This is a genomic window from Nocardioides sp. dk884 (assembly GCF_009557055.1).
Taxonomy (GTDB): Bacteria; Actinomycetota; Actinomycetes; order Propionibacteriales; family Nocardioidaceae; genus Nocardioides.
Window position 1 is genome coordinate 3,763,531 of record NZ_CP045649.1, and the last position, 12,099, is coordinate 3,775,629.

A 12,099-nucleotide genomic window follows, 5' to 3' on the forward strand; every position below is an offset into this window, starting at 1 on the left:
CAGGTCAGGCAGTGAGGCGGGCGCTGATCACCGGCGTCGGCGGCCAGGACGGCAGCTACCTCGCCGAGCGTTTGGTCGCGGAGGGACTGGAGGTGCACGCGCTGGTGCACCCCGACGAACCGCTCCCGGAGCGGCCCGGCGTCACCCTGCACGCCTGCGACGTCACCGACACCGAGCGCACCCGGGCGCTCGTGCGCGACCTGGTGCCCGACGAGCTCTACAACCTCGCGGCGATCAGCTCGGTGGCCCGCTCCTGGGCCGAGCCCGGCCTGGTGGCCCGGGTCAACGGCCTCGCGGTCGCCGGACTGCTGGAGTCGGCGTGGCTGGCCCAGGAGGCGAGCGGGACCGAGGTGCGGTTCGTGCAGGCCTCGAGCGCGGAGATCTTCGGCTCGCCGTGCCGCTCCCCCCAGGACGAGTCGACCCCGGTCCGCCCGGTCAACCCGTACGGCGCCGCGAAGGCCTACGCCCACCACCTGGTGGGGGTCTACCGCGCGCGCGGTCTGCACGCCTCGGGCCTGGTGCTCTACAACCACGAGTCGCCGCGGCGCCCGGCGCAGTTCGTGACCCGCAAGATCACCTCGGCCGTCGCCGCGATCGCGCAGGGCCGCGCCGATGTGCTCCGGCTCGGCAACCTCGACGCGCGCCGCGACTGGGGCTGGGCCCCCGACTACGTCGACGCGATGGTGCGCAGCGCCCGCGCCGAGCACGCCGACGACTACGTCGTGGCGACCGGCGAGAGCCACTCGGTGCGTGAGCTGGTGGCGACCGCCTTCGCACACGTGAGGATCGACGACTGGGAGCGCCTCGTCGAGGTGGACCAGACCCTCGTGCGCCCCACCGACGCCGCCGAGCTCGTCGGCGACTCCTCCAAGATCCGCGCGGCGATCGGCTGGCACCCCACCGCCACCTTCCACGACGTCATCACCCGCCTCGTCGACGCCGACCTCGACTAGCCGTAGGGTCCGGCCCGTCGAGGCCACCACCCGAATATCGACAAGCACACCCACCGCCCGAGGTGACACTCGACCCACTTGGCGGGATTTTGTGCACACGCACGCGCAAACGCTCACAATGGTGACCGGACGGCCTAAAACGGGGCATAAACGGGGATACGGCGTACTGGGGACGCCTTGCGGGAGCAATAGGTGACGGTTCTGTCCAGTGAACAACAGACGCGTGTGGTGAAGGCGTCGCCCAGCAGGGCGCTTCGCTACCTGCCAGCCACGGCGCTCGTCATCGATCTCGCGATCGTGACCGCGGTGACCACGTTGGCCACCCTCGGGCGGGAGCACCTCGGGTTCTTCAACAGCGCCGCCGACGTCTCCGCGAGCCTGGCCGTCGTCGGCCCGGTGATGGTCGCCGGCTGGCTGGCAGTGATCTCGCTCGGCGGCGGCTACGAGAAGTCCCTCTTCGGCGTCGGTCCGGATGAGTACAAGCGGGTCCTCAACGCGACGCTCGCGACCGGGGGCCTGCTCGGGGTCGGCTGCTACCTCGCCAGCTTCGAGCTCAGCCGAGGTTTCTTCCTGCTCGCCTTCGCCCTCGGCGCGCCGGCCCTGCTCCTCGGTCGCTTCGCACTGCGCCGCGCGCTGCACAGCGCTCGGCGCCGCGGCGTGCTGCGCCACCGGGTGCTGATCGCCGGCTCGCCCTCCCACGTCGACGAGGTGGCCGGCGTCCTGCGCCGCGAGCCGTGGTTGGGCTACCAGGTCGTCGGGTGCCTGACCCCGGCGCACGACCTGTCCGAGGAGACCCAACTCGGCGTTCCCGTGCTCGGCAACTCCGACGACGCCACCGCCGTGGTCGTCGAGTCCGGTGCCGACGTCATCTTCTTCGCCGGCGGTGCACTCGGCTCCGCCAACCAGATGCGCCAGGTGGTCTGGGACCTCGAGCACCACGACGTGCAGGTCGTCGTGGCGCCCAACGTCACCGACATCTCCAGCGAGCGGGTCAACGTCCGCCCGGTGGGCGGACTGCCGCTCATGCACATCGACCCCCCGGCGTGGAGCGACGCATCCCGCTGGGGCAAGCGCACGTTCGACGTCATCGGCTCGGCCTGCCTGATCGCGATGCTGAGCCCGATCTTCGCGATCGCCGCCCTGCAGATCAAGCGCTTCGACAAGGGCCCGGTGCTCTTCCGCCAGACCCGCATCGGGCGCGACGGGGCTGAGTTCAGCTGCCTCAAGTTCCGCACGATGGTGACCAACGCCGAGGAGATCCTGAAGCGACTCCACGAGGAGCAGGGCTACGACGGCGGACTGTTCAAGATGAAGGACGATCCCCGGATCACCAAGCCCGGGAAGTGGATGCGACGGCTCTCGATCGACGAGCTCCCGCAGCTGGTCAACGTCCTGCGCGGCGACATGAGCCTGGTCGGTCCCCGCCCGCCCCTTCCGCTCGAGGTCGCCGGCTACGGCGCCGACACCGCACGCCGGCTCCATGTGCGGCCGGGACTGACGGGCCTCTGGCAGGTGTCCGGGCGCTCGGATCTGTCCTGGAGCGAGGCGATCCGTCTCGACCTCTACTACGTCGACAACTGGTCGATGGTGCAGGACCTCTCAATCCTGGTGCGCACGGTCGGCGCAGTCTTCAGCAGCCGTGGCGCCTATTGACGGATCGGCCGGGCCCAGGAACTAGCGGTCCCGGGCCCGGCCGCTGATCAGCCTTCCTGCGCCAGCAGATCCATCAGGTAGGCGCCGTATCCGCTCTTCATCAGCCGCTCGGCGCGCGCCGCCAGGCCGGCGTCGTCGATGAAGCCCATCCGCCAGGCGACCTCCTCCGGAGCTCCGATCTTCTGGCCTTGCCGGTGCTCGATGGCCCGCACGAAGTTACTGGCGTCGTGCAGATCGTCGATCGTGCCCGTGTCGAGCCACGCCGCGCCGCGCGGCAGCACCTCCACCTGCAGTCGACCCTGCTCGAGGTAGATCCGGTTGAGGTCGGTGATCTCGAGTTCGCCCCGATCCGAGGGCTTCAAACACTTCGCGTGCTCAACGACCTCGGAGTCGTAGAAGTACAGCCCCGGCACCGCGTAGTTGCTCTTCGGCTGCGCCGGCTTCTCCTCCAAGGAGATGGCCCGGCCAGCCTCATCGAACTCCACGACGCCGTAGGACGTCGGGTCCGCGACCCGATAGCCGAAGACCGCTGCGCCCTCGAGATTCTCGAACCGCCGCAGCCGAGAGCCCAGCCCGGCGCCATAGAAGAGGTTGTCGCCGAGCACCAGCCCGGAGACCTCCGAGCCGATGTGCTCCTCGCCGATCAGGAACGCCTGCGCGAGCCCGTCCGGGCTCGGCTGCACGGCATAGGTGACGTTGATGCCGAACTGCGAGCCGTCGCCGAGCAGGCGCTCGAACATCGGCGCCTCGTGCGGGGTATTGATGACCAGCACGTCCTGGATCCCCGCCAGCATCAGCGTCGAGAGCGGATAATAGATCATCGGCTTGTCATAGACCGGCACCAGCTGCTTGCTCACCCCCAACGTGATCGGATGAAGTCGCGAACCCGTGCCGCCTGCCAAAATGATTCCCCGCATGACGCAACCCTAGGGCCATTGAGCTGTTCCGGCGTGAGATGGCTCATCCATGGTGCCAGCGTCACACCACCTAGTCAGAGATCCCTAGGATCACCTCATGGAACGCATTCTCGTGACCGGAGGCGCCGGGTTCATCGGCTCCAACTTCGTCCACTACTTGATGGACCGGACGGACGTCACGGTGACCGTCCTCGACAAGCTCACCTATGCGGCGAGCAAGGAATCGCTCGCGGCGCTCCCGGCCGATCGGGTCCGCCTGGTCGTCGGCGACATCGCCGACCCGGAGATCGTCGAGCCGCTGATCGGTGAGCACGACGCGGTCGTGCACTACGCCGCGGAGTCCCACAACGACAACTCGCTGACAGACCCCTCCCCGTTCATCCGCACCAACCTGATCGGCACCTTCACCCTCCTGGAAGCAGTCCGCAAGGCCGGGACCCGGTTCCACCACATCTCCACCGACGAGGTGTACGGCGACCTCGAGCTCGACGACCCCGAGCGGTTCACCGAGTCCACCGCCTACAACCCCTCCAGCCCCTACTCCGCCTCCAAGGCAGGCTCCGACCACCTCGTGCGTGCCTGGGTGCGCAGCTTCGGGGTGCAGGCGACGCTGTCGAACTGCTCCAACAACTACGGACCCTGGCAGCACATCGAGAAGTTCATCCCGCGCCAGATCACCAACGTGATCGCCGGCGGCCGCCCCAAGCTCTACGGCGCCGGGCTCAACGTGCGCGACTGGATCCACGCCGACGACCACTCCTCCGCGGTGTGGACCATCCTCAACGAGGGGCGGATCGGCGAGACCTATCTGATCGGCGCCGACGGCGAGCGCAACAACCTCGAGGTCGTGCAGCAGATCCTGCGCCACTTCGGCCGCCCCGAGGACGACTTTGAGCACGTCACGGACCGCGCCGGCCACGACCTGCGCTACGCGATCGACTCGACCAAGCTGCGCACCGAGCTCGGCTGGAAGCCCTCCTTCGCCGACTTCGAGGAGGGTCTCGCCCGCACCATCGAGTGGTACGTCGAGCACGAGGACTGGTGGCGCCCGGCGAAGGACGCCGTCGAGTCCGCCTACGCCTCGAAGGGCCAGTGAGGATGGCCGAGACGCTCCGCGTCGAGCCGACCGCCATCCCCGGGCTGTTCGTGGTCCGCATGCCCGTCCACGCTGACTCCCGCGGCTGGTTCAAGGAGAACTGGCAGCGCGAGAAGATGACCACGCTCGGCCTTCCCGACTTCGGGCCGGTGCAGAACAACATCTCCTTCAACTCCCGCCGCGGCGCCACCCGCGGCATCCACACCGAGCCCTGGGACAAGTACGTCGCGGTCGCGACCGGTCGCGTCTTCGCGGCCTGGGTCGACATGCGGGAGGGGGAGAGCTTCGGCGCCACCTTCCACACCGAGATGGACGCGAGCACCGCCGTGTTCGTGCCTCGCGGCGTCGGCAACTCCTACCAGGCGCTGGAGGACGGGACCGCCTACACCTACCTCGTCAACGAGCACTGGCGGGCGGGCACGGCGTATCCGGCGCTCCACCTGGGCGACCCCACCGTTGCCGTGCCGTGGCCGATCCCCCTGGCCGAGGCCGACGTGTCGGAGAAGGACCAGCACAACCCCACGCTGGACCAGGTGGTGCCGATGGCACCCCGCAAGACGCTGATCCTCGGCGCTCGCGGCCAGCTCGGCCGGGCGCTGGAGGCGGAGTTCCCGGGCGCCGTGGCCGTCGGCCGTGACGAGCTCGACCTGACCGACGCGGCGTCGCTCGCCGCCTGGCCGTGGCATGAGTACTCGGCGGTGCTCAACGCCGCCGCCTACACGGGCGTCGACGCCGCTGAGACCGCCGACGGGCGCCGTGACGCCTGGACGGCCAACGCGCAGGCCCCCGCCCTGCTGGCACGCCTGGCGACCGAGCACCGGCTGACCCTGGTGCACTACTCCTCCGACTACGTCTTCGACGGCACCCGCGAGGTGCACGCCGAGGACGAGCCGCTCAGCCCGCTCGGCGTCTACGGGCAGACCAAGGCCGCGGGCGACGTCGCTGTCGCGACCGCCCCGCGGCACTACCTGCTGCGCACCTCGTGGGTGGTCGGCGCCGGCGGCAACTTCGTGCGGACGATGCAGTCCCTCGCCGCCCGCGGGGTCTCCCCCGCCGTCGTCGACGACCAGGTCGGACGACTCACGTTCACCACCGAGCTCGCGCGGGCCACGCGGCACCTGCTGGACGCCGCGGCCCCGTTCGGCGTCTACAACGTCAGCAACGGCGGAGACCCGACCTCTTGGGCAGGGCTCGCCCGCGAGGTGTTCCGCCTCGCGGGGCGCCCCGCCGACGACGTCACGCCGGTCAGCACCGAGGCCTACGGCGAAGGCAAGGCGATGGCGCCCCGCCCGCGGCACAGCGTGCTCGACCTGAGCAAGCTCGAGGCGACCGGCTTCACACCCCAGGATCAGCTCGCTGCTCTGCGCGACTACTGCGCGGAGAGCCAGGACTGACCAATGACCGAAGCCCCCGTCCGGCACTGCCGGACGGGGCTTCGGTCGCTCCTGGACGCGCGATTACTGCTCGGGCGACCGGCCGTAGTCGTCCTCAAGACGAACGATGTCGTCCTCGCCGGTGTAGCGCCCCATCTGGATCTCCACGATCTGGAGGAGCTCGTCCTCCTCGTTGGTGATCCGGTGTGCCTGGCCGACAGCGACGTCCACGGTCTCCCCGGGTCCGGCGATGACGGTCACGCCATCGATGACGCAGGTGGCCTTGCCGGCCACGATGAACCAGTGCTCGGCGCGGTGCTCGTGGGTCTGGTAGGACAGTCTCTGGTGCGGCTGGACATCGATCCGCTTCACCTTGAAGCCGTCGCCCTCGTCGAGCACGTGCCACGCGCCCCAGGGGCGCTCCGCGGACTCACCAGCCATGTCGGACCTCACGTCGTGGGAACCGAGGGCGACGCCCTCTTCGTTTGAGCGCTCACCCTAACCGCCCTGTGACGCCTGTTACTCGGTGTCACCCAAGTTGCGAAGGGACGCGACGCCTAGCGACGTCGCAGTCCCCGCAGCGCCGGGCGCACGTCGGCGAAGAACACGAAGGCCGCGATCACGAACACCAGGCTGAGAAAGAACGGCAGGACGGGGATGAACGAGAACAGCACCCCGAGGCCAAGCAGGATCGTCCAGCCCTTCTTGGTCCACTTGCCAGCGGCTGCGTACTCCTCCGCCGGGTGCATCAGGCTGATCACGAAGGCGAAGATCGCCACCACCAGCAGGGCGAACCGCACCAGCAGCCCGACCATGCCCTCGATCACGAAGATGTCCATCACCGCTCCAGCCTACAGAGCCGCACCGATCCGAGCCGGGCAGAAGAAAGGCACGAGGCCCACGGACCAGGGGTCCGCGGGCCTCGGAGCTCCAGCACAGGGGCGGCGATCAGTCGCCGACCTTGGCGGCACCCTCGGCGACGGCGCTGGTGGCCGCGGACGCGGTCTTCTTGGCGGCGGTGACGGTCGCCTTCGCGCTGCTCCTCGGCGCGCTCGACTTCTTGGCGGCGGTCTTCTTGGTCGCGCTCGCCGACTTCTTCGCGGTCGAGGAGGCCTTCTTGGCCGTCGACCTCGTCGCCGCAGCACCCTGGGTGCGGGTGGTCTTGGCCTTGGCGGTCGTGGTCTTGGCCGCGCTCACGGCCTCCTGGGTGGACTGCTGGCGCCGGATCCGGGTGAGCAGCGCCTCGCCGCGCTGGGCGAGGTCACCGTAGGCGCCGACCAGGGTCGCGACGTTGTCGTCGACAGCCCCCTGGAGGCGGGCCGGCAGGGCGAGCGCCTCGGCCTGCAGCTCGGCGACCCGGGCCTCGACGGCGCTGCGGCGCTCGCGGGCGTCCTTGCTGAGCGCCTCGACGCGGGAGCTGACGACCGTGGTCGCCTGCTCGCGCAGCGCCTGCGGCTCGAGGTCGATCGAGGTGACGCTCTGCTGCACCTGGGTGACGTAACCCCGCACGGTCGAGACCGCGAGGTCGGCGACGCCGGCACCGGCGTAGAGAGTGCGGGTCGCGCCCGCACGCAGGTCGAGGTTCTTGAGGTCGAGCTTGGTCTCAGACGTGGCCTTGGCCATGACGGCCTCCTTCAGATGGGTGCGACCCGACCCCATGTCGGGCCGTCGGGGTGCTAGCTGTCGTCGTCCGCGTGGCGCGGCTCGGCGGCGTTGAGCGCGAGGAACGAGGCGTAGACGTCGAGCAGGGACTGCTTCTGCCGCTCGGTCAGCCCGGTGTCGTTGAGGACCGCCAACTCGACCGAGCCACCGGCCCCGTCCTCGGGGCTGAGGATCCCCGCCCGCAGGTAGAGCTGCTCGGCGGAGATGCGCAACGCCTTCGCGATCTGCTGGAGCACCTCGGCCGAGGGCTTGCGCAGGCCGCGCTCGATCTGGCTCAGGTAGGGATTGGAGACCCCGGCGAGCTCGGCGAGCTGGCGCAGCGAGAGCTGCGCGGAGGTGCGCTGCTCACGCAGGTAGTCACCGAGCCCCTCGACGGTCTTGCCGACCTTGCCCTTCGCCATGCCCCCCATCCTGCTTGCTCCTGCTAGCAATTGCAAGCACTTCAACCGCTGAAACCCCGATTTAACACGGGGAAGCGCGCTTGCCCCGGCAAGCACTCAGGCCAGGACGGCGCGCACCTCGCCCACGACCCGGCCCCCGCCGAGCAGCGGCGCCTCCCCGGTGGCGCGCACCGCGGCGCCGTCGACCCCGGGCGCCGTGTCGACCCCGCTGCGCACGAGCGCGGCCGCCATCACCACCGGACGGGCCCGGTCCCCGCCGTCCTCGATCTTCAGCGCGAAGGCGCGACCGTCGGAGAGCGCGACGACCTCGCAGGCCTCGGCGCCGAACTTCGCGATCGCCCCCGGCAGCGCGCCCAGCAGCACCCGCTCGTCGCGCCGGGTGCCGGAGACGTACGCCGGGTGCTGGCGGATCGCGTCGGCGACCCGACGCTCCGCGCCGTCGGCGGCGGTGGCCAGCCGGGCAAACGCGCGGGCCAGCCCGGTGAGCGAGGTGGACAGCAGCGGAGCGCCGCAGCCGTCGATCGCGACCACCGCCTCCTCCCCCGTCAGCTCCTCGAACGTGGCTCGGATCGCGACCTGCAACGGGTGCACGGGGTCGAGGTAGGTCTCGGTGTCCCACCCGTTGGCGACGCAGGTCGCCAGCATCGTGGCGTGCTTGCCCGAGCAGTTCATGTGCAGGACGTCGGCCGCGCCACCGCTGCGCAGCAGCCGGTCGCGCTCCTCGGCGTCGAGAGGAAGGTCGACGGGGTTGCGCAGCGCGGACTCGTCGAGCCCGGCTCGAGTGAGGATGTCGCGCACCCCATCGACGTGGAACTGCTCCCCGGAGTGCGAGGCGCACCCCAGCGCCAGCAGCTGCGGCGGGAGGTCGAGGCCGGCGCGGACCATCGCCACCGCCTGGAGCGGCTTGTTGCACGAGCGCGGCAGGATCGGCGAGGTCACGTCCCCGACGGCCCAGTCGATCTCCCCTGCGGCGCCGAGCGCGACGACGGAGCCGTGGTGGCGGCCTTCGACGAATCCGGAGCGGACGACCTCGGCGACGACAGGCAGTGACACAGGCTGGGACATGGCTGCCAGCATGCCAGCGCCCCCGTGACAGGATTGCCGCCGTGTCGACCCCACCGCTGCCGCAGTTCTGCCCCACCGCACGTGAGCTCGACGACCTCGAGCTGCTCGTCACCGGGGCACTGAGCCCGACCACGGCCTTCAACGAGCCGGGCAGCCCGGTCACCCTCACGCTGCCGCCCGACGTCGGGGCCGCCGCCGCTGCCGCGGGCGGCGTCGAGCTCGTCGACCCCGAGGGCCTGCCACTGGCGCGCGTCGCCGTCCCCGGCGGGCAGGTGGAGGCGCTGACCCACGCCCAGTTCGGCCCGTTCCGCCGCCTCTACCTCTCCCCCGCGGCCGTGCGGGCGTCGTACGCCGGACGCACGTTCGTGCCGGTCACCGACGCCCTCACGCTGAGCCAGCTGGACGCGCTGCGCGCGGCCGGGCCGGTGGTGCTGCTGGCACTGGTCGGCCACGGCACGCCGCTCCTGTCGCCGGTGGCGCTGCTGCGCGCGACCCTGCGCGCCGCCGACCTGCTCGACGACGCGGTCGTCGTGGCGGTGCCGCTCGCGGCGCGCGGCGACGCCGCCGTCGACCACGAGCTGGGCCTGCAGGTGGTGGCCAACTACGCCGGCACCGACCCGGTGCTCGGGCTGAGCGACGACGACGGCGAGCTTCCGGCCGGTGTCGCGGAGGTGGTCGAGCGCGACCAGCCGCCGGCGGACCGCCAGGGCCTGGTCCTCTTCTTCACCGGCCTGTCCGGCAGCGGCAAGTCCACCTTGGCGCGTGCGCTGATGGACCGCCTGCTCGAGGAGGGCACCCGCACCGTCACCTCCCTAGACGGCGATGTCGTGCGCCGCAACCTCTCCGCGGGCCTCTCCTTCTCCAAGGCCGACCGCGAGACCAACATCCGCCGCATCGGCTGGGTGGCCGCGGAGATCTCTCGCCACGGCGGGGTCGCGGTGTGCAGCCCGATCGCGCCGTTCGACGAGACCCGCCAGCAGGTCCGCGCCATGGTCGACGAGGCCGGCGGCGCATTCTTCCTCGTCCACGTCGCCACCCCCCTGGAGGAGTGCGAGCGCCGCGACCGCAAGGGCCTCTACGCCAAGGCCCGCCGCGGCGAGATCCCCGAGTTCACCGGTATCTCCTCGCCCTACGAGGTCCCCGCCGACGCCGACGTGGTCGTCGACACCACCGGCCGCACCATCGACGCCGCCCTCGCGGACGTCCTCGCCGCCCTGCGCACCTCCGGCCACCTCGACCTGACCGCCCCGGGGGTCGAGCCTGTCGAAACCCCGGCAGAGCACCTCAAGGTCCTTTTCGTCTGCACCGCCAACATCTGCCGCTCCCCCTTCATGGAGCGCCTCGCCCGCCACCTGGCCGGCCCCGACGCCACCGTGACCTTCACCAGCGCCGGCACCCACGGCTTCGCCGAGCACGCCATGGACGACGTCATGGCCACCACCCTCGGTCCGCGCGGCGTCGTCGATCACGACACCTTCCACAGCCGCCCACTGACCCGCGAGCTCCTCGACGAGCACGACCTGGTCCTCACCGCGGAGGCGTCGCACCGCGCGTTCATCCTCGACGACCACCCGGGCCTGTTCCGCAAGGTCTTCACCCTGGGCCAGTTCGACGAGGCCGTGCGCACCGTCGGAGCAGGCCTCACGGGCCGCAAGCTGCTCATGGCCGTGGCCGAGCAGCGCGGCACCGCCTCGGCCGACCTCGACGTCGCTGACCCCTACCGTCGCGGGCCGGAGGCCGCCGAGGCCGCCGCCACGGCGATCGAGGCCCACCTGCGCCACATCGTCCCTGCCCTCACCGGAGCGGAGCCCCACGCGTGAACGACCTTCTCTTCGAGCTGGCCACCCTCAGCGCGCTGTCGATCCTGATCGCCGGCTTCGTCGTCGGCATCGTGGTCGGCCTCACCGGCATGGGCGGCGGCGCGCTGATGACCCCGGCGCTGATCTTCCTCGGCGTCGGCGACACCGCCACCGTGGTCACCGCCGACCTCACCGCGGCAGCGGTCTACAAGACCGGCGGCGCGGTCGTGCACGCTCGGGAAGGCTCGCCCAACCTGCAGATGGCGAAGTGGCTGATCCTCGGCTCGGTCCCCACCGCGCTGCTCGGCCCGCACGTGCTGGCCTGGTTCACCGACCCTGAGGACCTCGATTCCGTCCTCAAGCTCTGGATCGGCTTCGCGCTGCTGCTCGCGGCAGCCACCTATGCCCTGCGGCTCTACATCAACCTGCGCCGGGTGCGCGCCGGCGGCCCCACCGGCGACCCCGACCCGAAGATCCGCCCGATCCCCACACTGCTGGTCGGCGCCCTCGGCGGGCTGCTGGTCGGCATCACCAGCGTCGGCTCCGGCTCGGTCATCATGATCGCGCTGCTGATGCTCTACCCCGGCCTCTCCGCGGTGCGGCTGGTCGGCACCGACCTGGTGCAGGCGATCCCGCTGGTGCTCGCCGCGGCGATCTCCAACATCGCGCTGCACGGCCTCGACTTCGCGCTGCTGCTGCCGCTGATCGCCGGCTCGGTGCCGGGCACGATCCTCGGCTCCAAGATCGCGCCGCGGGTGCCGCAGTCGTTCATCCGCCGCGCGATCGTCGTGGTGCTGACCATGTCCGGCGTCGCGCTGCTCGACAAGGCCGGCTGGGCGCCCCTCGGTATCGAGGAGACCTATCCGATGCTGATCGCCGGCGTGGGCCTGGCGATGGTGCTGCTGGTCCCGATCATCTGGGGCTTCCTGCGCAAGGGCCAGGGATTGCCGATGTTCGGGGCGCCGACGGTCGCCGAGCTCGACGCCCCGCAGTACGGCGAACCACACCGAGCAGACAGCCCTGCGCACACGAATCGTTCCGGATCGGCCTGAGCCCGTCTGTCGGACTCCCCGCACGATCCCTGCCGTGACACACCACACTCGGTGGGATCCGGTTTGAGGCCCCGCGCCGACCCGCCGCTACGATGGCCGCTGCTACCCCGATGAGAGGTCCCCTGTTT

General features: G+C 70.8%; 12 protein-coding genes. 6 read left to right on the forward strand and 6 right to left on the reverse strand.

From position 1 onward, the window contains the following. Window positions 1–11 precede the first annotated feature (11 nt). Both GFH29_RS17965 and GFH29_RS17970 read left to right on the forward strand, forming a co-directional pair. On the forward strand, window positions 12–953 hold the full coding sequence (locus GFH29_RS17965) for a GDP-mannose 4,6-dehydratase (RefSeq protein WP_153325125.1): 942 nt from the start codon (window positions 12–14) through the stop codon (window positions 951–953). Between the two features lie 228 nt (window positions 954–1,181). Then, complete coding sequence (locus GFH29_RS17970; RefSeq protein ID WP_228387594.1) at window positions 1,182–2,606, forward strand: sugar transferase; 1,425 nt, start codon at window positions 1,182–1,184, stop codon at window positions 2,604–2,606. A 47-nt stretch (window positions 2,607–2,653) separates the two neighbouring features. Here the strand turns inward: GFH29_RS17970 and rfbA are convergent, their stop codons facing one another. Continuing rightward, the gene (gene rfbA, locus GFH29_RS17975; protein WP_153325127.1) at window positions 2,654–3,523 is read right to left on the reverse strand and encodes a glucose-1-phosphate thymidylyltransferase RfbA; all 870 of its coding nucleotides are present in this window, start codon (window positions 3,521–3,523) and stop codon (window positions 2,654–2,656) included. A gap of 97 nt (window positions 3,524–3,620) precedes the next feature. Here rfbA and rfbB point away from each other — a divergent pair, with 97 nt between their 5' ends. Together rfbB and GFH29_RS17985 are read left to right on the forward strand one after the other, a co-directional pair. Further along, window positions 3,621–4,619 (forward strand): dTDP-glucose 4,6-dehydratase, encoded by a 999-nt coding sequence (rfbB, locus tag GFH29_RS17980; protein WP_153325128.1) that lies wholly within the window; start codon window positions 3,621–3,623, stop codon window positions 4,617–4,619. A 2-nt stretch (window positions 4,620–4,621) separates the two neighbouring features. Continuing rightward, window positions 4,622–6,013 carry a sugar nucleotide-binding protein gene (locus GFH29_RS17985; RefSeq protein WP_153325129.1) on the forward strand — a complete coding sequence of 464 codons (1,392 nt, stop codon included), beginning with the start codon at window positions 4,622–4,624 and terminating at the stop codon, window positions 6,011–6,013. A gap of 63 nt (window positions 6,014–6,076) precedes the next feature. Here GFH29_RS17985 and GFH29_RS17990 read toward each other — a convergent pair whose 3' ends face one another. From GFH29_RS17990 to GFH29_RS18010, 5 genes are all read right to left on the reverse strand, one after another. After that, window positions 6,077–6,433, reverse strand: a complete 357-nt coding sequence (locus tag GFH29_RS17990) for a phosphomannose isomerase type II C-terminal cupin domain (RefSeq protein WP_153325130.1) — start codon at window positions 6,431–6,433, stop codon at window positions 6,077–6,079. A 116-nt stretch (window positions 6,434–6,549) separates the two neighbouring features. Then, window positions 6,550–6,831 (reverse strand): DUF2516 family protein, encoded by a 282-nt coding sequence (locus GFH29_RS17995; protein WP_228387912.1) that lies wholly within the window; start codon window positions 6,829–6,831, stop codon window positions 6,550–6,552. Between the two features lie 109 nt (window positions 6,832–6,940). Next, a complete protein-coding gene (locus tag GFH29_RS18000; protein WP_153325132.1) occupies window positions 6,941–7,615 on the reverse strand; it encodes a hypothetical protein in 675 nt (224 codons plus the stop codon). A gap of 53 nt (window positions 7,616–7,668) precedes the next feature. Next, on the reverse strand, window positions 7,669–8,055 hold the full coding sequence (locus tag GFH29_RS18005; protein ID WP_153325133.1) for a helix-turn-helix domain-containing protein: 387 nt from the start codon (window positions 8,053–8,055) through the stop codon (window positions 7,669–7,671). Window positions 8,056–8,151: 96 nt separating this feature from the next. Next, window positions 8,152–9,120 (reverse strand): asparaginase, encoded by a 969-nt coding sequence (locus tag GFH29_RS18010; RefSeq protein WP_228387595.1) that lies wholly within the window; start codon window positions 9,118–9,120, stop codon window positions 8,152–8,154. Window positions 9,121–9,161: 41 nt separating this feature from the next. Between GFH29_RS18010 and cysC the strand changes: the two genes are divergently transcribed. Together cysC and GFH29_RS18020 are read left to right on the forward strand one after the other, a co-directional pair. Next, window positions 9,162–10,940, forward strand: a complete 1,779-nt coding sequence (gene cysC, locus GFH29_RS18015; protein ID WP_228387596.1) for an adenylyl-sulfate kinase — start codon at window positions 9,162–9,164, stop codon at window positions 10,938–10,940. Continuing rightward, complete coding sequence (locus tag GFH29_RS18020) at window positions 10,937–11,971, forward strand: sulfite exporter TauE/SafE family protein (RefSeq protein WP_228387597.1); 1,035 nt, start codon at window positions 10,937–10,939, stop codon at window positions 11,969–11,971. The genes cysC and GFH29_RS18020 overlap by 4 nt, the downstream gene beginning before the upstream one ends. The last annotated feature ends 128 nt before the right edge of the window (window positions 11,972–12,099 follow it).